This window comes from Herbaspirillum sp. UBA812 (genome assembly GCF_002296545.1).
In the GTDB taxonomy this organism is placed as follows: domain Bacteria; phylum Pseudomonadota; class Gammaproteobacteria; order Burkholderiales; family Burkholderiaceae_D; genus Herbaspirillum; species Herbaspirillum huttiense.
The window spans coordinates 1-22680 of the sequence record NZ_DBIC01000105.1 but is presented as its reverse complement, the minus strand read 5'-3'; the positions used below and the strand labels follow the sequence as shown (position 1 = coordinate 22680).

Below are 22680 nucleotides of genomic sequence, written 5' to 3'. Positions count from 1 at the left end.
TCAGTCCTTGTTCACGTAGACGAAGTGCTTGTACATGTTGAAGTTGTACAGGGAAAGCAAAATGATCTGAAGGAGCTTTGCTAGGTAGGCCTGATCTATAACCTTCAGCAACAAAAACAGCAGTCCGTAATTAAGTGCGGCACCAAGCGTTACTACAAGAACGTAGCGCAGCGCCTGCCCCCAACTGTAGAAGCGGTTTTTGAAGGTAAAAGCATGGTGAAAAAGAAACCCGAAAGACATGGTGATACCGATGGACCAGGTATTCGCCACGAGGGTCGACTGTTTGAAAAAATAGTAAACCAGATTGAAAACAAGATATTCAATCGATACATTCATCAAACCGACGAGCCCGTAGCGGATCATCTGCCGGAAGTTTTCGCTACGGCATGCCGTAGCGATTGAGTTGACATTGAATTTGGACAAGTTGCGTTCTCGATTCAGAGCAAGCGAACTGATGCGGCAATCTACTGATGGCCGGCACGGATGGCACACAAGCCAGGAAATGGCTGTTTCATTGCTTTCACATCGAAGCCCAGTCTGGTCTGAAGGACTTGTCCAACAGTCAGACTCTCCGCATGTCCGTCCAAATGCACGGGAAGAAGCAATTCATCACAATTGATCAATATGCCCTGTGCCTTCGACAGCCCTAAAGGAAACGGCGCAACCGAATTCTGCTGATGCAACAACCCCATGCCCATCTCATTGGTAGAAATGAGCGTTCCGGGCGTAAAGCTTTCCGAGACCCGTTTACGTAATTCGTAACCCGTGGGCTGACCTTTCTGATAGGCCAGATATTGCGCGAGGCTTGAAGAGAGCCATTGAGAGGGCTTGCCCATCTCGCTCCATGCACCAGCCTCCTGGGCCACTACGCTGACCACTGACAGCAAGGCAAATGCCGGCATCACCCACTTGATGCGCGACCGCAAATACCCGTAGAGATTCAGGAAACCTGCCGCAGCTGCAAATACCAGTACCGGAAAATAGTAGGAGTGATAGTGCGTCGACCAACCCACCTTCTCCGCCCCGCCGATGGATCCTACGATATTCGGTGCCAACACGACCAACGCCATCAGAAAATATCGTGGGGCAAAAAGAGCCGGGATCAACAGGAACGCATTATTCAGCAAATTGCGTGCGATACCCCGGGAAAATGCTCCATCTGCCAAGCGGTCCATCAGGTGCGAGAGACTGGCGGGCATATAGCTGGAGTAATACGCATTGGTGAGAATGTATTTCTTCGCCAGGAATGCATATACCAACAACAGCCCCGCGATCCCAATCAATGTGACCACCCGACTGCGCGCCGGCGCTCCCTGCCCTATTCCAAACAATACTGCGTGCATCCCGATCAACAATCCACCGATCAGCGCGGCACGCTCGTTGAGCACGACCAGAAACAGCGATATCAGCAGAAGAGACCAAAGGCGGGCACGAATATGAAGTGCCCACATCAGCACGAATCCCGCGCAGACGAACAGGCGGTCCGGATAGAACTGCCCCTGAATTCCCAGGAACCAGTTCGGATTGACCACGACGATCATCCCGAACATCAGAGCAAGTGCAAGACTTCCGCTCCGCCTGGCCACGAAGGAGCAGGCAACCCACAGCAACCCGCAGTAAGCCGCAGTCTGCCAGACGACCAGTGCCATCGAAGATGACATCAGGTAGAGCAGCAGAGAAATCGGATAAAGAACGAAGTAGGCATGAAACCCGAGCATGCTGCGCTCTTCAGTGGCGGGCTCGATGAGTTGCCCCGACACCGCACGCTCAAACAAGACATCGGGCGGCGTTCCAGCGTAGGAGCGATCGATGAAATTCTGCGTTTGAGAAAACACTTGCGACACGACGCCGCGTCCGGCATGGACGTTCTCTGCGAGCTGTTCGAACAGGGCCGCATCGCCCTGCCGGTTCAGCTGCACCGAATCCTTTGCGACACAGTAGAAGACGGCGAACGCAATCAGCGCCAGCGTCAGCAAGATCGCGTAGCCACGTCGGAACGAATTCATCATGCCTTCCCAAGCAAGCGAACGACATGCCGTCCAATCTTGCGCCCTTCACGCACCGCATAATTGGTACCGCGGTCTTCCGGATAAATCTGCGCCATGGAAGCAATGTGCAATCCCGGCAGAGGTCCTTCGGCCGACGGAATCAGGCGGCTGTAGTGCTTCTCCACCACGGGCTGCGACCAGCGCGACTTCCATACCTTGTGGTCGAGGATCCAGCTCTCGTCGAAGCGCGGGAACATGCGCTTGAGGTGCGGCATCGCATAAACCAGGACTTCATCGGCACTCATGGAATACAGCGCCTCGTCGACCGGCAGATACTTCGACAGATAGACGATGTGACGTCCGCCATACGTGTCGGTGGACTCGAAGTTGGTGTGCTCGATCACCCCCACGAACGGGAAGGTCGGATCGTTGACGTTGAGCCAGTAGGTACTGGAGAGACTGTTGTTCAGTTCCAGCACCAGGCAGACATTACCCAGGTATTCAATGCGACGCAGTTGTTGCAGGTAGTCGGGGCTGGCCCAGTCCTTCACCATATCGGCGATCAGCGGCAGCGCCGGCGTAGCAATCACATGATCGGCGACGATGACGCCCTTGGGCGTCTGCACTTGCCACAGTCCATCGTCGCGGCGGAAGCTCTGCACCGGTGCCCGCGTAATCACGTGGCCGCCGGCCTGCGTGATGCGCTCTGCCAGGCGGGTCGCAATCGAGACAAAGCCGCCCTTCAGATAGGCCAGCCGCTCTTCCCCACCCTTGCCGCGGCTGCCGCCGCGCAGCTTCAGCTTGTTCCAGAACCACACGGCCGAGACCTTGCGGGCGGCTGCTTCACCGAACTTGCCCTTGAGCAGCGGCTCCCACACCACGCGGAAGACCGACTCGCCGCCCAGTTCCTTGAGCCATTGCTCCGCGGTCTTGTCTTCCAGCTCCATCCAGTTCTTGACGCGGCGCGCGCGCAAGGCCAGCAGGCCCAGGCGAATGCGGTCAAAGAAACCCAGCGGCGTGAAGCGCAGCAGATCCATCGGCGTGGAGAGCTTGAAGAACTGGTTGGCATAGTACATGCCGGTATTGGTCGGGTTGATGGTGACCTTGTCGGACAGGCCGATCTCGTCGATCAGGTGCATCACTTCGAGGTCATTGGTAAACCAGTGATGGTAGAAGCGATCCAGCTTTTCGCCTTCCACATCGAAGGCAGCGGCCAGGCCGCCCAGCTCTTCTTCAGCTTCCAGCACGGCCACGGAGGCGCCGGCCTTGGACAATTCGTAGGCTGCGCTGAGCCCGGTAAAACCGCCACCGATGACGGCAACGCTGACGCGGATCTGTTCACTCATGTTCCAGCACTTTCTTGGGGCGCAGCGAGCGCACCAGCAGGTAAAGCCCGCCGCTCAGGGTCGGCGGCAGCCACAAAAGAAGATGGACCAGCAACGCATAGGCCGTCGAGGCAGCCATATCGTTGCCGCCAATGGCAAGGGTCTTCGCGGTAAAGAAATCAAAGGTGCCGACGTAGCCGGGCGTGCTGGGGATCAGCGTGGCCAGGGTGCCGACCGGCAGCGCCAGCCAGGCACTGGCAGGCTCGCTGACGGCGGGCAGTGAAAGCGCCGCCAGCCAGAACAGCATGCCTTCGCATAGCCAGGCCAGCAGCGACCATCCCACCAGCACCAGCATGGTCGGGCCACGCGACATCGACTCCAGCGTGTCGAATGCCTTGCCGATTTCATCGCCAAGGCGCTTGGCCAGCCCCGGCAACACCTTGGCCAGCAAGGCCAGGAAGAAGCGCGCCAGCGGACGCATGGCGTGCGGAAACAGCAGCACCGCCATGATCGCCAGCGCCATCAGCAGCAAGGCACCGGCACCCAGATCGACATAGCTGTGCAGGCGCGCGCCCACCAGCAGGACCGCTGCACCCAGCATGACGATGACCATCAGCAGGTCCAGCAATCGCTCCACGAACAAGGTGGCCACCACCGTCGCCGCCGAGGTACCCAGCTGCTGATTGAAGGCGACCATGCGCATCAGATCGCCGGCCCGGAAAGGCAGGACGTTGTTGGCGGCAAAACTGGCGAGGAAGGGGCCTGCACAATCGGACCAGCGCAAGGCCGGTCGCGACACGCGCAGCATGGATGTCCAGCGCGCGATGCGGCAGGCGTAGCCGACCGCGAAGATCAGCAAGCCAAGCAGGATCAGGCTCTTGTTGGCGGCCAGCAGCGTCGTGCTGAGCTGATTCCAGTCGGTGTGGCGCAAGGCCAGCCAGCCGAAGACCAGCGCAACGCCTACGCCGACGGCAAGGCGGATCAGCTGTTTGGCGGAAAATCGATTCATCAAGGGTGCATCCCGCTCAAGCCGATGCATCGACGACCGCCACCACCGGGCTGCGCGAGCCCTCGATGCGGGCCTCGGGTGCATATCCGATGTATTCCGACACCACGTACAGGGGCCGACGCTTGATCTCGCTGTAGATACGACCGATGTATTCGCCCAGGATGCCGATCGACACCAGTTGCACGCCGCCGATGAACAGGACCGCAATCATGAGCGCGGTCCAGCCCTCGACCCAGACTTGGGTGAAGATGCGCAGGAACAGGGCATAGAGGATGCCGAGAAATGCCAGGCCCGCTGCGCTCATGCCCAGTCCGATGGACATCTGCAGCGGCTTGCTGGAGAAGGACAGGATGCCGTCGGTGGCGAACTTGAGCATCTTCTTGAGGGGATACTTGGTCACGCCGGCTACCCGGCGCGCGCGCGCGTACGGCAGGGCCATCTGCTTGAAGCCGACCCAGCTCACCATGCCGCGCACGAAGCGGTCGCGCTCCGGCATGGCGCACAAGGTGTCGACCACACGGCGGCTCATCAGACGGAAATCGCGGGTATCCAGGGGAATGTCGACTTCCGACATCTTGTTGAGCAAGCGATAAAAAGCACGGGCAGTGGCGATCTTGAACGCTGACTCGCCTTCGCGTTCGCTCCGCACGGCGTAGACGACGTCATAGCCTTCGCGCCAATGGGCCACCATCTGATGTACCACGGCCGGCGGGTCTTGCAGGTCCGCATCCATGAGCACCACGGCGTCCCCGCGCGCAGCGTCGACGCCCGCCGTCACGGCGATCTGGTGACCGAAGTTGCGCGACAGGCAGACTACGCGCACCCGGGCGTCTTCACGGGCGATGGCCTTGAGTTTTTCCAGCGTACGATCACGGCTGCCATCGTTGACGAAGATGAGTTCGGCATCGAGACCGTCCAGCTCATCCATGAGCTTGAACAACTCCAGCTTGGTGAAGTCGATCACCTCTTCTTCGTTGTAGCATGGCACAACAATTGACAACAACATTTACCCCCCCTTGTGGGCTCCCGCCCTCTACAGCCATGCATCCCGCTCGCTATCGATGCGCAGATGCCTATCTTTTTGCAGAGTTTTCCTGCAAAACCCAGTATTTTAACCACGCCGGATGAGAATTCCGAAAAATTCACGGCAAAAATGTCCTGCCGCACCACTCTTTGCAACTGCGTGCAATGAAGACCCGCAAGAACCGCATCGGCAGAGCGTTTCAACGACCACGTTGTTGCCGCAAGGAACGATATGCCGGGGAAGTGAAAAAGCGGATGACGCTGCTGACATGCCAGCGCAGGTAGCGCAGCTTGCGGTGACTGTCGCGCTGGGCGTTATGCTCGACCGGTATGGCGCGCGCCACGCGCACTTCATGCCCGGCCAGCCTGGCGCGTGCGCACAGATCCACATCCTCGTAGTACATGCGATAACGCTCGTCGAGCCCGCCCAACTGCTCCATCATGGTTTTGGGCAGCATCATGAACATGCCTGCCACCCAGTCCGGATAGGCCACCTGCCCACGCGTGGGAATGCTGTCATTGGCAAGATGGACGCCAAATAGCCGCGCGAGATAGCGTTTGAACGGTTGCAAGGGAGAGGGAAAGTGACGCGCGCTGTCTTCTTCCTGGCCTTGTGCATTGACGATCTGCGGCGCGACGATGGCAGGCGGCGCCATGCGCGAGACCTCCAGCAGGGCGTCAAACGGATCGCCATGGAAACGGATGTCCGGATTGAGGACGACGAACCATTGCCCACGTGCATGCGCCACGGCCGCATTCTGGTTGGCGGCAAAACCCTTGGGTTCAGGATTGTTGACCACGACCACCGGGAACGGGAGGTCCGCCAGCAAGTCGTCGAAGGATTCCGGCAAATTGACCGTCAGGATCACTTCGATATCCGTACGCCCCAATCGCGCCAGATCGGCCAGCAGCAAGGCAATGTGCGCGCGGTGACCGTGACTGACGACTGACAGGGAAATGAGAGCTGGGGACATGGAGCGGTCTCGCGTACGGACGGGCAAGGAGTGAAGGCGCAGACGCTCAGCGCATCAGCACGTCGCGCAGCGCACTGAGCGGACCGCGGCCGAAACGACGGTAGTCACTGGTAATCACGGCATGCCTGAGGACAGCCAGAATGCGCAACGGCAAATACCGCGACAGGCCGGCACGAAAACGGGCAAAGCGCAGCCAGTCAGAAAGCATGGCGGCCAGGTCCGGGTTCAGGCTGCCCTCGCGTTCGAGGCGTGCCTTGAGCTGTTCAACACGGGTCAGCCGCAGCAACTGGAACTTGCTTTCGGGGAGCGCCATCACGAACCTGAAGCGCTTGACCAATCTGGCCAGGCCTGGCGCTTCCATGCCGATGGCATTGCGTCCATGCTGACGATACTGGACCGTGCTGCTTGGTTCGGAGCGCATCTTGCCTTTGGCAGCTGCGAGAATGGCCAGCCATTCATCGTGCACCCAATCCGGCGAAAACGGCAGGGCCAGGGACAGCAGATCGCGGCGGAAGACTGCCGCGGCTCCGGTGACGATATTGCGCCGGCACAGCACGTCCAGTGCGCGGCCTTGCGCCACCCAGCCGCGCTCTTCCTCACTCAGACCGAGCGACTGGAACAGCGAAGCCTGCATGTCGACGCCTTGCGCATCGACCAGCCGGGCGTCGCTGTGCAGAAGGGTCAGCGCCGGATCCTGCTCGAATTGCTGGCTGAGCAGACTGATCTTGAACGGCAGCCATACGTCATCCTGATCGCACAGGAAGATCAGGTCCGTCTGCAGCGACTGCACTGCTGCCTCAAAATTCCTGACCACCCCAAGGCGGGGCTCGTTCCTGACCAGCTTTACGTCAATGCTCTGGCGCGCGGCCCATTGCTGCAGGTATTCCCAGCTGCCGTCATCAGAGGCATCGTCATGAATGGCAATCTGATCGGGCAAGCGGTCCTGCTGAAGCAGGCTGTCGAGCTGCTGCGGCAGGTAAGGCATGCCGTTGCAGGTGCACATGGCAATTCCGCACGTCAGCCTTGCCGGACCTGCCAAGGACTTCGCCACCATCAATGCGCCACCGGGCTGGTATCCAGCATCCATTGCAGCGTCGCGCGCAGGCCAGGATGATGCAGGGGGCCTATGGCCTGTTCCAGCAAAGCCGGGCTGCCGCACAGCGTGCGCACCTCGGAGGCACGGACGAAGGCCGGATTGACGCGCACTTCCAGACTATGTCCCGTGATCTCTTGCAGCAAGGCGATGACGGCGCGCAACGTCACGGGCTGGCCCGAGCAGACGTTGTAGCACTGCCCTGGCGCGCCCTTGTCGAGCAGGGCCAGATAGGCGTCGCATACCGTACGCACATCATTGAATTCGCGCTCGACATCGAGGTTGCCCAATTCCACCACGCTGGCTCGGCGGGCAAAGTGGTCGACCAGCTTGGGAATGACGAAGGACGCGTGCTGCCCTGCCCCGGTGTAATTGAAGGGACGCGCGAACACGATCGGCAAGCGGTCGAGGTAGTTGCGCGCCATGTATTCCATGGCCAGCTTGCTCATCGCGTAATGATTCGCCGGAGCCGGCGGCTGGCTCTCTCCAATCGGCGACACGTCGCAATTGCCATAAATGTTGGCGCTGCTGGCCAGCAGCACTGCCGCCGGACGCTTCGGCACGCGCGCCAGGGCATCCAGCAGATTCATCGTGCCCAGCACGTTGACATCGTAAAACGCACCGGCATCCGCGTGGCCAACGAATGCAATGGCCGCCAGGTGGACCACCGCATCCGCCTGCGCTTGCGCAAGCTGATGCTCCAGTCCTGCCTTGTCATCGAGTTGCCCGGTCAAGGCGATTACCTCATGTCCGCGCGCAATGGCACTGGCAGTGAAATGCCTGCCAGTGAATCCATCACTCCCGGTAAGGAATATCTTCAAAACGAAGTCCCCGCCTGATTGCGACGCACATCGGCTTCCACCATCAGCGCGCACAACTGCTCCAGCGTGGTCTGCGGTTGCCAGCCCAGGATCTCGCGGGCGCGGGTGGGGTCACCGATCAGCAGCTCGACTTCGGCCGGACGGTAGAACTTCGGATTGATGCGCATGACGGTCTTGCCGGTGGCCACGTCCACTGCGGTCTCCTGTTCGGCGGCACCACGGAACTCAAGGTTGATGCCCACACCCTTGAAGGCCATCTGCACGAAGTCGCGTACGGTCTCGGTACGGTTGGTGGCCAGCACGAAGGTATCGGGCTCGTCCACCTGCAGCATGCGCCACATGCCTTCCACGTATTCCTTGGCAAAGCCCCAGTCGCGCTTGGCGTCCAGGTTGCCCAGTTCCAGGCAGTCCAGCTGGCCCAGCTTGATCTTGGCCACCGAGTCAGTGATCTTGCGGGTGACGAATTCGCGGCCGCGCAGCGGGCTTTCATGGTTGAACAAAATGCCGCTGGTACCGAAGATGTTGTAGCTCTCACGATAGTTGATCGTCATCCAGTGCGCGTACAGCTTGGCCACGCCATACGGGCTACGCGGATAGAAAGGCGTGCTTTCGCGCTGGGGAATCTCCTGGACCTTGCCGAACATTTCCGACGTCGATGCCTGGTAGAAGCGGATGCGCGGGTTGACCAGACGAATCGCTTCCAGAATGTTGAGCGCACCCAGACCGGTGATGTGGGCGGTGGTGGTCGGCTGTTCGAAGCTGACGCCGACGAAACTCTGGGCGGCCAGGTTGTAGATTTCGTCAGGCTGCACCTTTTGCACCAGGGACAGCGTGGTGCCCAGGTCGGTCAGGTCGAATTCCACCAGATGCAGGTTCGGATGATCCTGAATGCCCAGCTCGTTGATGCGCCAGAAGTTGACCGAACTGGTGCGTCGATAGGTGCCATAGACTACGTAGTTCTTTTCAAGCAGAAGTTGCGCCAGGTAAGCGCCGTCTTGTCCTGAGATGCCGGTAATGATTGCGGTTTTCATAGTCTGAGGAATAGCTGAGTCTGGATTGATAAAGGATTTATGAGGGGGTCTTGAAGGAGATCTCGCCTACGGTCACGGGACGCTCATCGTGCGAACTGCCGAACACGATGCCCTGAACCGTCCCGGCAGGAATCGCCACAGCGCGGTCAATTATAGTGTTTTCACCGTGACAAGAATGCACTTCGATGTCGGTGCTGCTCATTTCACCGCGGGAATTGATCCAATTAACCTGGGATCGGAAATGTGTTCCCTCAGGGCAAGACACCTTCACGTGCAACAGGCCACGGCGCTGTCCTTTGACGTCGATGGTCTGATAGATCGGATGCGTGACGGTAGCGGTCACGCCGCCTTTGACCACGGCATTGCCGTTGAGATCCCACTTGGGGCCAGGTTGATCCAGCACCGGTCCTGCGACGCGCTCGACTCGGAACAGGCCATCGGTCTTGACCAGACCGACGCGCATGCCATTGAGACGGAACAGCTCGGTAGTGACCGACATGATATCGGCCTCATGCGATTCGTTCTGCCCCACCGGGTGCACGATGACCTCGATGTCAAAATCGCGCAGCAATTTCTTGAAATTGGTGTCGCGCTCGGGCGAGGAGAAGAACGGCCATGAATGCCAAGAAAACGCGATGGTGCCTGCCGGGTAATGACTGTAGACCGGATCGGTGCCAACGATGAGAATCTGCTTGCTGCGGACACTGTCCATCTGTTGCAGGATGTCGCCGATGATCACCGCGGGCTTGCTGCGCTCGAGCATTGCACGATGGGCATCACGATCCACCAGCAAACGCGGAGAGAACTGCATCAGCGGCCAGTAGACCACCGGATAGCGCGCCAAGCTGACCAGGCACAGCAGCAGCACCAGCGCGGATGCCGTCAGCGCTGCCTTGGACAGGCGTGCCAGAGCCCAGGCACCGAACACGATGAACCACGGAAGCATCTGGTACACATAGCGCAAATAGGCCTGCGTCTGGAACACCAGCGCGCAATAAAAGGTGGTGGCCAGCAAGCCGCCCAGGACCCACCAGTGACGCGTCAGGATGGCGGTGAGCAAGGCCAGCGGGATGAGCACCAGGAAGACGATGCCGATGGCACCATCCGCACCAAACTCGCCGTACCCCATGGACTTGATGCTCGCATCCCAGAACATGCCCAGTCCAAGCGGGTGCAAATAGAGCGGATTGGCAAACGCCTGCTCGTTCTTGAAGACGCTGCCGATGGTGAAGAACGGCGATTTGAAAATGTTGTTGTAGAAGGGGAAGAGCGGATTGCCCGTCTTCAGATAGGCCACGACGTAGGGCTGGCAGCTGACAAGCAGGAACACGGCGACCGCCGCCGCCACCACCAGGAAGGTCGGCCGCTGGAACTTGCCCTGGCGTGCCAGCAGGCACACTGCCAGCAGCAGGATCGGCAGCAGCGGCGCGCCCAGCAGCTTGGAAGCACACAGGTAACCGGCAATGGCCCCCAGATACAGCCAGGCACCATGCGGCTTCTCGCTGGTGCCGGTCAGCTCGGCCAGACACAGCAGGAACAGGAAACCGATGACGGGCTCCACGAACATCGAGCCGGACACCAGCATGCTCAGCGGCAAGGTCAGCATCAGGGCCGGTGCAGCCAGCGCGGCGACCGCGCCAATGCGAGGGGCCAGGATGCGGAATGACAGCCACGCCGTCGCCAGCACGAAGGAGGTATCCATCAACTTCGCCGCCTGTTGGCCATCCAGGAAGAAGGGCGGCAACGTCAACCAATTGGCACCGAACGGCATCACCGACCAGATGTACTGGGTCACATCAAAGTCCCAGCGTTTGGCCGCCAAAATACGTACCGGCAAGTTCAGGTGCATGGCCAGCGCATCGTGTCCCAGCTCGGGCAGCATGGTCACGAACAGCACCAGCGAAATGCCGGCCAGCACCAGGGACAGCAGCAGGGATTCCTGGAGACTACGCCGCCGGCGGACCAGCAGGTCGCGCAGGGGCGAGGGCCGGCCGGCGGTGCGCCACACGCCGAGACGCCAACTGGCCAGCAGGGCCCAGCCGCTGAAGAGCAATAGATAGAGCGTCGGTGTATTGATCGGAAAATGCGCCATGAGACCGATGAGACTGCCGGTGATCACGAATCCGAAGCCGCTGTTGCGAACGCTCCAGACGGTGGCCGAATCATCCTTCCACCACGACAAGGTCCAGGCACCGATCAGTGTGGCGCAAGTCCAATACCAGATCACGGCGACGAAGGGTCCGAGTCCCGCCAGTGCCACGAACAGCGACGCACATGCGCCCAGCAGAAGCAGGAATGGCAAGCCTGCGGCCAGGCCCGCAAAGCACAGCACCAGCAGCGTGCCGACGGTGTTGTAGAAAGAAACACCAACGGCGGGGGAGACCCAGATCTTCTGCTGCCACCAGCCTTGGGAGAGCGTTCCCCAGAGTGCCACTGCCGCCAGAATGAATGCGACGATGGTCAGCAGCACGGGTTGTGCGACGCCCGGGAATCCCGGTTTGCGATCAGGAAGAGAGGGGTTCATGACGTTCATGCGGAGTGAAGACGCTGCAATGCGGCCCGGGCGATACGATCGGCGTTGGCCATGATGGTCAGCGTATGGGATTTTTCTGTCAGGTTGGGCAGGCTTGCGCCGTCGACCACGAACAGTCCGTCGAGCCCGGCGAGTTCCCCGATGGCCGAGGTCTCGCCAGCTTGCGGCCGCTCGCGCATCGGCAAGGTACCAGCGTAATGAATGTCGCCGCCGGGTTGCCCGGCCGTGAAACTCATCGGCAACATGTAGGCCCCCAGGCGCGCGTAGGCGCGGCGGAGACTTGTCGCAGCCTGCTTCAGCAGAGCAGGAACGTCTTCATGGTAAGCGCCCCGGATGTGCAGGCGTCCGTCTGGCGTGAGATGTGCCTGGTTCGCGGAGAGATGCCCGGGAAGGAACATGTTGCCCACGACGCAGGAACTCATCAGCGAACGCAAGACGTCCACCGCCAGCCTGCGACGCAGCGGCAGATGGCGCGCGAACTCGGTCATGGGCAGGCCGACGGTCGAGAAGGTCGAACCGAGTGCGGTCACATCCTCCCGCAGGGTCTGGACAAATGCCAGCTGCCCGTAGCCGAAGGCGTCGGCGCGTGGCTTGCCCAGGAAAGACGGCATCCAGAGAATGAAGGCGGCCGTGGGGCAGGACAGCAGCCGCACCGGTGCCTCGTGCTTCAGGGCAGACAATGCCAGCCGGGTGGTGGCGACAGTGCCCGCAGCCAGGTGCACCTGACGCGCGCTGAAAGTCTTGCGCTGACGGTCCTGCGGATCCTCCCCGTACACCTGCCAGCCCTGCCCGGCATCCTGCCGGAGCGACTCCACCTGCAAGCGTGCATGGCGGAAGTTGGGGAATTGACGCAACGTCTCCAGATCTTCACTGGCGGAATACAGCGAGCGACGCTCACAACCAAACAGGCAGTTCCCGCTGCGATTGCATCCCTTGCGCGCACCACGGTCCTGGCTCAGCACGGCGACGGGGAAACGCCCGAGCCTGAATCCCTGCTGCAGCAGATCAGCCCCATGTCGGCGATACTTCTGGTCCAGTGCCGTATGCAGCTTGTCGAGCGCGATCTCGGGCTGCGCTTCGCCCTGCATGCCGAAATAGTCAGTGAGTTCATCCTGTTGCGAACGGCTCACGCCAATGCGTTCCACCACGGTGCGATAGGAATCGTGCATGGCATCGCTCGGGCAGGGAAACGCCGCCAGCTCCTGTGGAGACAGTTGCGCAACACCGCAGCCCCAGGCATTGGACAAGCCGCCGGGAGCCAGCGACCCCAATGCAATGAATCCCTGTGAATCCACTCGATTGACCTGCGCAAAGTCTGCAAAGACATGCGCATGGGTCGGTACGCGCAACTTGGGAGAGATGGCCTCGCGCATGCCGAGGGCATGGAAGCGCTCGCCGACCATCCACTCCCACTGACGCGGATCGGTCGCACGTTCTTCCAGAAAGCTGCGTGTCGGACGCCGCACGTCTTCCTGGCGTCCGCCATCGACCATCAGCACTTTCACGCCTGCCTCGACCAGCGGAAACGCCGCCGATACGCCGGCCGGGCCACTTCCCACGATGATGACGTCAAACTCCGGGCTCACGGGAAACTCCTGTTGATGGCGTCACGCAAGAACAGCGGCATGCTCACCGGGCGGGCAATCCGCCAGAACACTTCCGATGCGACGGCACACGCCAGGCCAAGACCATAGCGCAGCATTCCCGCCGGTTGCCGGATGCCGATGAAACGCTCTGCACCCGCCTGTGTTGCCTCTGCCAGCAAGGTGGCCGCGTCCAGTCGCCATGCCAGTTCCTGCCCGCGTTCGCTGGCCAGGAAGGCGCGATCATCGAGCAAGGCCAGCAGCGCGGGATGACGCAGCGCAAAGCCGGGCAAACCCAGAGCGCGTCCTTCCCGGAAGCGCCCGATGGCAGCGATGTAGCGTTCGACGAGATCGCTGTCGGGACGGCGATTGAGTACGTAGCACAGCATTGCCGCGGCTTCGGCGGCGAGCTGGTCGCCGGGCGCAGCGGGCTGCATGCCGCTCTCCAGCGAACGCAGTTGCAAGCCGAGCAGCGCCAGGCTGCCACGGGTATCCATGACCGGTAGGGCAAACAGGGAATCCAGACGGGACAGACCGAGCCGATTGCTGCGCTCAGCGCCCAGCAGTCGCACGGCCAATCGGACCAGTGCGGTCGGCACTGGCACGAAAAATCGTGTCTTGCGCACATGGCTGGCGGCAATCGCGCGCAGGAAAGTCGTGAAACTCAGCGCTTGCGACTGCGCGATCAGATGCACTTCGGGTGTCGCATCCGGCAGCTGCGCGATGCGCAACAGGGCCAACGCGAGATCATCGACATGGACCGGTTGTATCAATGGCGCAGGCAGAAATGCGGGCAACATCGGGAGCCGGTCCACCAGATTGACCAGCAACCCGAACAGCCCCATCGCGGCACCGCCGTACACCTGGCCGGGACGCACCACGCTGCCGCCACGCTGCAGCACGAGCTGCTCGATACGCCACTTGGTGCGTCCATAGGCGGTGGGCGCATCCTCGCGCGCCGTCTGGCTGGAAACGAACACGAAGCGCGCACCCACGGCGGCAGCGGCGTCGAGCAGGCGCAGGGCGGCCACCATCTCGGCGTCGCCATCGGCTTCGGTCGCCACGCGCGGATTGAAGGCCAGATGCACCACGGCCTGCACATCGCCCGGCAGGGTCAGGGCGTCCGTATCAAAAAGATCGTAACGAAGCCATGCGCCGGCATCGGCTGCCGGTGCGGTCCGTGTCAGCAGCAGCGGATGATGCCCTTGATGCAAGGCCAGAGCCGCCAGCTGCCGACCGATGTAACCAGTGGCTCCGGTGATGGCGATCTTCATGGCCGCAGCTCCTTCACATGGCCAATGCTGGACGCGATGAAAGGGCGGGCCGCACGGAAAAAGTCTTCCTGACTGCAGAATCCGCGACGCTCATACAGGGGGGGCCCGTCATGTGCTGCCTCGTGGATGCGCGCGAGCGAACAGGGTTGCAGCAGCTGCGTACCACGGACCACATAATGAAGGAACAAAAATGGAAAAAGTCCCACCCAGGTCTTCGCCTGCGAGGGATACAGGAAACAGTAGCGCATGAAGCGCAGGCGCTCGGTCCACGACATGCGCCGCGCCATGACCTCGCCGTTGGCGGCCAAGGGCGCAAACAGCTTGAACCAGGGTCCGCTCAGCCCGGCCCCGGTGTAGAGCGTGAACTGGCGGGTCTGCGGCAGGCAATGCGAGGACTTTGCCAGCGCCAGGCCAATCAGATGGGCGGCGTCATGATCCTGATGACCGCCTTCCCAGGCCAGCAGGTAAAGCAGCTCCGGCTGGCCAATGCGATGGCACAGCGCAGCCAGCTCGGCCAGTACGGCCGGCATGTGCTCGACCAGTTTGCTATCCGGCACGCCCAGCTTCTCTCCGATGAAATGCACGCTGCTGGCCGCTACGCCCAAGCGTCCGAGCACATCGAGGCTTTCGGCATTGCGATCGGGACGCGGCCCACCGTCGAGCGCACCTGAGGTCAGATAGACGACCGAGACGCGATCGCCGGCCTCCAGCAGTCTCGCGATTTCGGCGAAGACACCGAACTCGTCGTCCTGATGCGCGAACAGGAAAAGGGCGTGCTTAGAAGGCATCGAAGTCCAGGAACGTGATGTAACACTTGTCCAGGGACAGCTTGTCGGTATTGTCCACCAGATTCTTGTAGATCAGATTCAGCGGTGACGGCTTGAGACGCTCGGGGATAGGCTGGAAATTGACACCGAAGCGGTACCCCGGAATGTTGCCCACGAACACCTTGGCCGAGAGCAGCCCGGCACCCAGTTCATTGGGCTGGACCTTCTCGTGGGCCGCCGGCGGCAGCACCGCCAGTGCCGTCATGCCTGGCTTTCCTGCCGAGGCAAACACGCGCAGCTGGCCATCGGCACCGCGCTTGAGCGCGACCGGATTGACCGGGCTCTTGCTGCGCCATTGCAGGGCGGCATCGCCCCACTCCTGAAACAGGTCCGCCTGGGCCAGCCCTTCTTCGCAGGCTCGCGCGTTGAGCGCACCCAGTCCCACCCGGGCCTGCAGCGGACCCACCAACTGGAAGCCCATCTGCCTCACCCAGCCTGGCGTCGCCGCCGCATTGGCCACACCGATGACAAACTCGAATCCGCGCAAGGCGCCGAATTCGCACATCTTCAGTCCCAATCGCTTGAACAGGTGCTTGCCCTGGAAATCCGGATGAACCGCAACGTTGACCGCCACCAGCCCGCGCACTTGCCTGCCACGTAGACGATAGCGGCCCGGCAGCGCAATCACCTGTCCGATCACCTTGCCATCGCAGACGGCATCGGCACCCAGTGCCCGGCCTTCCGGGTTATCGATGTAGAGCCAGTTCAGATACTGGCGGCGCAGCTTGTCTGCTTGCGGAAAACAGGCCTGGTACAGCGCGATGTAATCATCCATGCGCGCGGTATCGGATTCGATCAGTTCAATTTCCATGGTGTCTCGGGTTCAGTTCTTCTCGTTGGCATCGACACCGCCAACGGCGGCCGCAGCGCCGGATTTCTTGCGGGTAAAGGTAAAACTTGACGTCACCCAGAAGGTCACGATGAACAGCAGCACGTCAGCAATTGCTTTGGCATAGACCGGATGCGGAATGACCAGCATCAGAAGGTACAACACCACCGACGAGATCGGGGTATAGAGCAGCGCCAGCCCGAAATACTTGGTCGCATGGGCCATCTGTCCGTCGGCTTCCTTGATCTGGTAGGTAAAGCGGCGATGCATGAAGAAACCGCAGATGGCGGCCAGGATCTTGACTGCCACGTTGGCCCAGATCGGATCGACGCCCATCTTCAGCAGCACATAGTAGCCGCCCATGTCGATCACATAGGCCAGCACTGCCACGATCAGGTATCGCACCAGGGTGCTGCTCATGCTGCCCCCCTCTTGCGCAGCATGCGTGCGGGTGCGCCGACCATGACTGCATATTCTTCCGTATCCCTGGTCACCACGGCATTGGCACCGATCACGGTGCCCCTGGCAATGGTGACTCCGGGCATGATGACGGCACCGGCACCGATCCAGACATCGTCACCGATGACGATCTTCTTCGGAATGCTCTGGCGGGCAAACACCGGCGGCAGCTCACCCTCAATCGGATGCTGTCCCGAGGAGATGGTCACGTTGCTGCCGATCAGTACATAGGAACCGAATTCGATACCACCCACCCCGTTGATGTAACTGCCCGAATTGACGCCGAAGTTGCTGCCCATGGTAATGCGGTCGGCATGCACGATGGTCACGCGCGGCTGAATCCAGGCAAAGCCCGCGCAGCGCTTGAAGAAGACCTTGCTCACCAGGGCGCGCAGGATCACGCCACCGGTGGTGGGCACCAGCGAAAAGATGCCGAAGAAAAGCGACTCGAACTCCAGCCTGAGCATGGTGCCGAGTGAATATCCCTTGGCTTTTTCTTTCAGGAATCGCAGGTATTTCATGAGATCACTGCTCCGTCGCCGGGAGCTTGTCCTTGGCCGGCTTGCGCAGTCGTTTCAGACGCCCAAGGTGGCGCGCACGCTTGGGCACCGTCGAGATGTCGTGACCAAGAAAGGCCAGCAGCAACTGCAAGCCGGTCAGGATAGGCAGCGCGGCCATCATCACCACGCCGGCCGGCGTGGCGGATCCGGAACCGGCCGCGACCAGCCAGTGATAACCGCCATAGATCACGCCGAAGCCGAGCAGCAGCAGGCCGATGGGCAATTCCAGCGAGGCCAGCGTCAGGTCGCGCAGGTAATAGTTGTAGAAGATGCGCTTGCCGAAGTTGCGGGCATGCTTGACGAGGAATTCGCCGACGATCTTTGAAATCTTGAGGCCACTGACCTCATCGCCATACTTGGCCGCCATGGGAATATCGATGACGGCCGCGCGCAGCGTATTGAGGCGGAACAGAATATCGGTCTCAAAGAAGTAGCGCCGGCTGATCTTGTCATAAGGCAGATGGCGCGCCACATCCGCATGGATGGCAGTGAATCCGTTGGTGGGATCGAACAAGTCCCAGTAGCCGGTGGAGAATTTGGCCATGAGCGACAGCACCGTATTGCCAAACAGACGCATCGGCGGCATCGCGCCGATCTCTTCGAGATCGTAGAAGCGATTGCCCTTGGTGTAGTCGGCAATGCCATCGACGATGGGCTGGACGAAGTAGGGAATCAGCTCCGGATCCATCTGGCCATCACCATCAACCTTGACGATGACATCGGCCCCGCCCTCGACCGCAGCCTGGTAGCCGGTCATCACCGCACCGCCCACGCCCTGGTTCACTTCATGCCGCAGGATCCGCACGCGCGGGTCAGTGCAGTGCTGGGCGACGAAGTCACCTGAGCCGTCGGGGCACTTGTCGTCCACCACGTAGATCTGGGCGACATCCGGACCCATCGCCTCGATCACGCCCAGGATGTGGCGCGTGACACGGTAACTGGGAATGACGACGGCAACGACGGCATCGAAGCGGGCACCGTCACCGGCTTCGGTCACGGGTGTCACATCGCGCACGGTGGCTTGAACTTCGGTCATGCTTGTTTCATCCTTTCAATACGTTTCTTCTTCAAGCCCGCCAGGGGACGATCGACCAGACGAATCACCAACCAAGACACCAGCAGGGTGATCACGAAGGCTACGCAGAAGAAGGGGAACGAACGCATCTGCATGCCTGCGGCCACCAGCCAGATGGCGGCGGTGGTATGAAACAGGTAGACCGGATAGGAGAGGTCACCGAGGAACTGATCCAGCCATCCCGGCTTGCTGGGTGCCAGCGACAGGACCACCCACGCCGACAGCAGCAGGGATACATACAGGCCATAAGTCCACGGCCAATAAGGGAAACGCAGCCAGACCAGGCAATGCAGCCCCCAGGCCAGCAGGCTCAGCCAGGGCGCGCGCAGGCGCGACAAGGGTTCACGATACTGCGACAACAAGGTGCCTGCGGCAAAGGCCATGAAACAGGTCAGGAAGCCCGAGTAGCGATCCCCGAAGGTCTCCAGGCCAAATCCGTATTTCACGTTCAGCGCAGCACTCAGAATGAATGCCAGCCAGGCTGCGGAACGGTTCATTGCCATCAGGGGCATCAAGACATAGGCCCCGATCTCCACCGCCAGCGCGCCAGCCACCGGCACGAACAGGCCCGGCGTCGGAATGGGCAGCAGGAAGGCGTTGGACAGCCACTCCAGCGCGCCATGCGGGCGCACGAACTGCGGGTTCAGCGCCGAGGGCAGCACGCCGATGCGCGGCAGAATGTAGAGCGTGGCCGCACCGGCCACCACCGCAACCGCATAGGCCGGATAGATGCGCAGGAAGCGGTTGAACGCATAGTCGCGCAGGCCGCCTTCTTCATGGCCGTATTTGAAGCACAGCACATGCGTCATCAGATAGCCGCTCAGGATGAAGAAACCCCATACCGCATAGGCGGCAGGACCGTGAATCATCCCTTCCCACAAGTGGGAGATGGCCACCAGCACGGCCAGCAAAAACCTCCAGGTACCCAGTCCGACTTTCACGTATTCCCCCTATCCGCTTTTTATCAGTTTGATGTCGGACGCCACAGCGACAGCGGCCGCTTGCTCTGGCGGACCGGCAGATCGACGCTGTCGAGGATCTTCTCGAAGGCCTTCCACGCCGCGCGCGCTCCCCATGCCTGATCAGCGAAACTGATACCGGCTGCGCTCATGGCGGTCCACAGGGCCTCATCGGTGTAAAGCTGGCAGACCTGATCCGCCAGCGCCTGCGCATCATCACCGACCAGGACGTCGCGGCCGGCCACCAGGCCCATGCCTTCGGTGGCGATGGTGGTGGCCACGCTGGGCAGGCCGACGGCCATGGCACTGCCGATCTTGCCCTTGATGCCGGCACCGTAGCGCAAGGGCGCAACGTTGACACGCATGCGGTCCTGCAGCGGCTGCAGATCGTCGACGAATCCGGTGATGATCACGCGCTCGCTGGCCAGTGCCTCGATGCTGGCAGGCACGTTGCTGCCGACCACATGCAGGCGCACGTCGGGCAACTTCTGGTGAATCAGCGGCAGCACCTCAGCCACGAAGTACTCGACGGCGTCCACGTTGGGCGTGTGCTGGTAGCCGCCCACGAAGATGATGTCCTGGCGCTCGGCAAAGCCGACGCGGGTACCCGGCACATCCATGATCAGCGGCAGCACGTGCACCGGTGCTTGCGGCAACTCCTGCTTGAGCAGAGCCTGCTCCGCCGTACTCACGACGATGCTGGCATCGGCGCGGCGAATGGCATCATGCTCGATGAGCTTCATCTGCTCGACGTCGCGCTTGTTGTCAATGCCGGCAACGGCGGCCTCGCGCTGCATGCGCAGGTAATGCAGGTCCACGGTGTGATAAATCAGCTTGGCGTGCGGGCAATGGCGGCGCACGGTTTCCAGATGCTTCTCGATGACGCCCGGGCGAACCAGCAGCGCCAGGTCATAGCGATAACCGCACTGCTTGACGTGTGACTCCACCGACGGGCAGTAAGGTTCATAAAGCACTTCGACCCCGTAGGCCTGCAGCTCATCGGTGTATCCGGGCAGATACAGATGATTATCCTCGGCCACGAAGGTGACCTGGAAGCCCATCTCACGCATCAGCAGCATGAGATTGAAGATGATCACCGATCCCGCATCGCGGTCCGGCGTCGGCGTGCAATGATCCACCACCAGTACGCGGCGCGTGGCCGTGCGGTCCTTGGCACGGTCGACGTCCACGCCGTTGTCCTGATAGGTCGCCAGCAAGTCCTTCCAGCGCTCGTATTGCTTGCGCATGTTCTCGACTTGATAGGCCTTGACGCCAGAATTGAGGTCGGTACCGTTGCTCACGCCTTCATAGTGGACAATCACCGACTGCGGCTGGTAGATCACCCGATAGCCGCGGCTGCGGATGCGCAATGCCAGATCGGAATCCTCGCAGTAGGCCGGCAAGTACAACTCGTCAAAGCCGCCCAGCTCGGCATACAGCGCCGCGGGCACCACGATGGAAGCGCCCGAGCAGTAGTCGGTTTCGCGAGCGTAGCAATAGACGGGATCGAGCTGGTCCTTGTAACGGCCGAAATTCCAGGCGCTGCCATCCTTCCAGATGATGCCTCCGGCCTCCTGCAGCACGCCGTCGGGATAGACCAGCTTGGAACCGACCAGGCCGGTCCCCGGGAACTGGTCGAAGGTGGCGATCAGGGTATCGAGCCAGCCTGGCGTGACTTCGGTATCGTTGTTGAGGAAATACAGGTACTGCCCGCGGGCCTGCTTGGCACCGAGGTTGCAGGAGCGCAGGAATCCCTGGTTGGTCTCGTTGAGGACCAGGCGAATGCCCTTGACCTTCGCCAGAATGTCACGCGATTCGTCAGGCGAGCAGTCGTCCACCACGATCACCTCGAACGGCAGGGCCGGCAGATGGCGCTGGATCGACGCCAGGCAGCGCAGGGTGTAGTTGTGCTTGCCGTAGATGGGCACGATGACCGATACCACCGGCTGTGCGTGCTGCGGCAATTCGATGGTGGTGGTCTGCCACGGGAACTCGGTATAGGGCGTTCCCTTGATGGCCCGAGCCTGGCTGCCGACATGGCCGCGATCAACACGGGTCAGCAGACGCCAGACCGCCGGCAGGTACTTTTGCACGAAGCGGCGATGTCCCACACGCGCCTCTGCCGAAAACGGAATGCTGCGATAGATCCACCGCGTCGCGCCAAAAGCATAGTTGCCATAGCGGCGAATCTGCGCACCGGGAGTCATTGCCCATCGACGGGCTTCGCGCAGAGGCAACGAGGCCTTCCATGAAATGCTGGTGGTTACAGTTCTAAAGGCTTCTTGCGCGGCTTCCAACTCTGCATCCAGGCGTTTGATGTGGTCAGCCCGCTCCTTGAGTTCAATGGCGCGTTGCTCAAGCTGGCGGTCTCGCTCACTGATTACGCGAGCCTGGTCCTTGACTGCACCCTTCCATTGACTCAGCAGTTCGGACTTGAGGATATCCTGCTCGAACAAGCCGGTCGACAGCGCCGGCAGTTCCACATCCGAAGCCAGCGCAACCCAGTAGAGCGGACGCGGCAGTCCAGTGCTGGGACGGATCTCGCGATCCTGCATTTCGTAGTGGATCGACTCCGACGCCCCGGCCTCCGGGAAGATCGCTGAACCGTACACCAGCCGTTGTCCAAAGTAGCGGGTGTTCTTGTACCAGCCCGAGAGCAGCTGCTTGAACTCCTGCTCGTAGAGCTCCTTGACGTGGTACGGGTTGCTGTAGTTCGGCACTTCCGAATAGAAATGCTTGTCGGGATTGGAAATCAGCAACAGGCCATCGGGACGCAGCACGCGCTTGAACTCGCGCATCATTTCTTCGTGCTGCTCGTGATGTTCGATGGTCTCGAAGCTGACGATCAGGTCGACGCTGTGATCGGGCAGCGGAATGGCCGCACAATTGCCCTCCAGATAGCGCAGGTTGGGACGCTGGTAACGCGCGCTGGCATGGGCCACGGCTTCGGGGGCGATATCGACGCCCGTCACCTGGCGCGCCACTTCCGAGATCAGGGCGGAACCATAGCCTTCGCCGCTGGCGATATCCAGCACATCCTTGCCGACGGCCAGTTCGCGCGCCTGCAGATAGCGGTGCCAATGTTCGAGCTCGATGTTGCCATGCTCTTCCGGGACAAAGCGTTCGCCCGTGAATTCCAGGCCCGATTGCTGCGGCGTGCCGGACTGGCTGTCATTTCTGGATTGCACGTTCATTATTGATCATTTCGGCTACGGCCAATTGCAACGGGATGGCCATGGTTTGAAGAAAGGGATGCGGCATTGCGCAGGAGGGCTGAGGCGCGCATGGTCAGGCCGGCTCCAGCACGATGGCCTGCA

At 61.1% G+C, this 22680-nt stretch carries 18 protein-coding genes and 1 pseudogene; all 19 read right to left on the bottom strand.

Translation table 11 applies throughout. The features are described from left to right. Positions 1-423, bottom strand: a complete 423-nt coding sequence (locus B3873_RS06725; protein ID WP_286864801.1) for a GtrA family protein — start codon at positions 421-423, stop codon at positions 1-3. Positions 424-464: 41 nt separating this feature from the next. Next, positions 465-2009 carry a hypothetical protein gene (locus tag B3873_RS06720; RefSeq protein WP_286864799.1) on the bottom strand — a complete coding sequence of 515 codons (1545 nt, stop codon included), beginning with the start codon at positions 2007-2009 and terminating at the stop codon, positions 465-467. Further along, positions 2006-3334 carry an NAD(P)/FAD-dependent oxidoreductase gene (locus B3873_RS06715; protein WP_286864797.1) on the bottom strand — a complete coding sequence of 443 codons (1329 nt, stop codon included), beginning with the start codon at positions 3332-3334 and terminating at the stop codon, positions 2006-2008. Before B3873_RS06715 ends, B3873_RS06720 begins: the two co-directional genes overlap by 4 nt. Continuing rightward, positions 3327-4322: a lysylphosphatidylglycerol synthase transmembrane domain-containing protein gene (locus B3873_RS06710; protein ID WP_034337895.1), complete on the bottom strand. Its 996-nt coding sequence runs from the start codon at positions 4320-4322 to the stop codon at positions 3327-3329. The genes B3873_RS06715 and B3873_RS06710 overlap by 8 nt, the downstream gene beginning before the upstream one ends. Before the next feature lie 16 nt (positions 4323-4338). Continuing rightward, entirely contained in the window at positions 4339-5328 is a 990-nt protein-coding gene (locus B3873_RS06705) for a glycosyltransferase family 2 protein (RefSeq protein WP_286864794.1), read from the bottom strand. 217 nt (positions 5329-5545) lie between these two features. Then, complete coding sequence (locus B3873_RS06700) at positions 5546-6319, bottom strand: glycosyltransferase (protein WP_286864792.1); 774 nt, start codon at positions 6317-6319, stop codon at positions 5546-5548. Between the two features lie 46 nt (positions 6320-6365). Beyond that, entirely contained in the window at positions 6366-7373 is a 1008-nt protein-coding gene (locus tag B3873_RS06695) for a glycosyltransferase family 2 protein (RefSeq protein ID WP_286864790.1), read from the bottom strand. Next, positions 7373-8287, bottom strand: coding sequence for an NAD-dependent epimerase/dehydratase family protein (locus B3873_RS06690; RefSeq protein WP_371925497.1), 915 nt, complete (start codon positions 8285-8287; stop codon positions 7373-7375). Before B3873_RS06690 ends, B3873_RS06695 begins: the two co-directional genes overlap by 1 nt. Next, on the bottom strand, positions 8230-9264 hold the full coding sequence (gmd, locus tag B3873_RS06685) for a GDP-mannose 4,6-dehydratase (RefSeq protein WP_039789353.1): 1035 nt from the start codon (positions 9262-9264) through the stop codon (positions 8230-8232). Before gmd ends, B3873_RS06690 begins: the two co-directional genes overlap by 58 nt. 37 nt (positions 9265-9301) lie before the next feature. Further along, positions 9302-11788 (bottom strand): hypothetical protein, encoded by a 2487-nt coding sequence (locus B3873_RS06680; RefSeq protein ID WP_286864788.1) that lies wholly within the window; start codon positions 11786-11788, stop codon positions 9302-9304. Positions 11789-11793: 5 nt separating this feature from the next. After that, entirely contained in the window at positions 11794-13383 is a 1590-nt protein-coding gene (locus tag B3873_RS06675) for an FAD-dependent oxidoreductase (protein ID WP_039789346.1), read from the bottom strand. Next, a complete protein-coding gene (locus B3873_RS06670) occupies positions 13380-14654 on the bottom strand; it encodes an NAD-dependent epimerase/dehydratase family protein (protein ID WP_051156641.1) in 1275 nt (424 codons plus the stop codon). The genes B3873_RS06675 and B3873_RS06670 overlap by 4 nt, the downstream gene beginning before the upstream one ends. Next, entirely contained in the window at positions 14651-15442 is a 792-nt protein-coding gene (locus B3873_RS06665; RefSeq protein ID WP_051156640.1) for a PIG-L deacetylase family protein, read from the bottom strand. Before B3873_RS06665 ends, B3873_RS06670 begins: the two co-directional genes overlap by 4 nt. After that, positions 15432-16292 (bottom strand): GNAT family N-acetyltransferase, encoded by an 861-nt coding sequence (locus tag B3873_RS06660; protein WP_286864786.1) that lies wholly within the window; start codon positions 16290-16292, stop codon positions 15432-15434. Before B3873_RS06660 ends, B3873_RS06665 begins: the two co-directional genes overlap by 11 nt. Before the next feature lie 12 nt (positions 16293-16304). Further along, a complete protein-coding gene (locus tag B3873_RS06655) occupies positions 16305-16730 on the bottom strand; it encodes a GtrA family protein (protein ID WP_034337947.1) in 426 nt (141 codons plus the stop codon). Positions 16731-16738: 8 nt separating this feature from the next. Further along, positions 16739-16897: pseudogene (locus B3873_RS26675) on the bottom strand (DapH/DapD/GlmU-related protein); the annotation flags it as partial. A 397-nt stretch (positions 16898-17294) separates the two neighbouring features. Then, the gene (locus tag B3873_RS06645) at positions 17295-18365 is read right to left on the bottom strand and encodes a glycosyltransferase family 2 protein (RefSeq protein ID WP_286864784.1); all 1071 of its coding nucleotides are present in this window, start codon (positions 18363-18365) and stop codon (positions 17295-17297) included. After that, the gene (locus B3873_RS06640) at positions 18362-19345 is read right to left on the bottom strand and encodes an acyltransferase family protein (RefSeq protein ID WP_039789341.1); all 984 of its coding nucleotides are present in this window, start codon (positions 19343-19345) and stop codon (positions 18362-18364) included. Before B3873_RS06640 ends, B3873_RS06645 begins: the two co-directional genes overlap by 4 nt. 23 nt (positions 19346-19368) lie before the next feature. Further along, positions 19369-22557 carry a glycosyltransferase gene (locus tag B3873_RS06635; protein WP_286864781.1) on the bottom strand — a complete coding sequence of 1063 codons (3189 nt, stop codon included), beginning with the start codon at positions 22555-22557 and terminating at the stop codon, positions 19369-19371. Positions 22558-22680: the final 123 nt, after the last annotated feature.

Bases quoted from the DNA above. Each gene is read 5' to 3' on its own strand.
- B3873_RS06720 (WP_286864799.1), bottom strand. From the start codon at position 2,009: ATGATGAATTCGTTCCGACGTGGCTACGCGATCTTGCTGACGCTGGCG.
- B3873_RS06715 (WP_286864797.1), bottom strand. From the start codon at position 3,334: ATGAGTGAACAGATCCGCGTCAGCGTTGCCGTCATCGGTGGCGGTTTT.
- B3873_RS06710 (WP_034337895.1), bottom strand. From the start codon at position 4,322: ATGAATCGATTTTCCGCCAAACAGCTGATCCGCCTTGCCGTCGGCGTA.
- B3873_RS06705 (WP_286864794.1), bottom strand. From the start codon at position 5,328: ATGTTGTTGTCAATTGTTGTGCCATGCTACAACGAAGAAGAGGTGATC.
- B3873_RS06700 (WP_286864792.1), bottom strand. From the start codon at position 6,319: ATGTCCCCAGCTCTCATTTCCCTGTCAGTCGTCAGTCACGGTCACCGC.
- B3873_RS06695 (WP_286864790.1), bottom strand. From the start codon at position 7,373: ATGGTGGCGAAGTCCTTGGCAGGTCCGGCAAGGCTGACGTGCGGAATT.
- gmd (WP_039789353.1), bottom strand. From the start codon at position 9,264: ATGAAAACCGCAATCATTACCGGCATCTCAGGACAAGACGGCGCTTAC.
- B3873_RS06680 (WP_286864788.1), bottom strand. From the start codon at position 11,788: ATGAACCCCTCTCTTCCTGATCGCAAACCGGGATTCCCGGGCGTCGCA.
- B3873_RS06670 (WP_051156641.1), bottom strand. From the start codon at position 14,654: ATGAAGATCGCCATCACCGGAGCCACTGGTTACATCGGTCGGCAGCTG.
- B3873_RS06665 (WP_051156640.1), bottom strand. From the start codon at position 15,442: ATGCCTTCTAAGCACGCCCTTTTCCTGTTCGCGCATCAGGACGACGAG.
- B3873_RS06660 (WP_286864786.1), bottom strand. From the start codon at position 16,292: ATGGAAATTGAACTGATCGAATCCGATACCGCGCGCATGGATGATTAC.
- B3873_RS06655 (WP_034337947.1), bottom strand. From the start codon at position 16,730: ATGAGCAGCACCCTGGTGCGATACCTGATCGTGGCAGTGCTGGCCTAT.
- B3873_RS06645 (WP_286864784.1), bottom strand. From the start codon at position 18,365: ATGACCGAAGTTCAAGCCACCGTGCGCGATGTGACACCCGTGACCGAA.
- B3873_RS06635 (WP_286864781.1), bottom strand. From the start codon at position 22,557: ATGAACGTGCAATCCAGAAATGACAGCCAGTCCGGCACGCCGCAGCAA.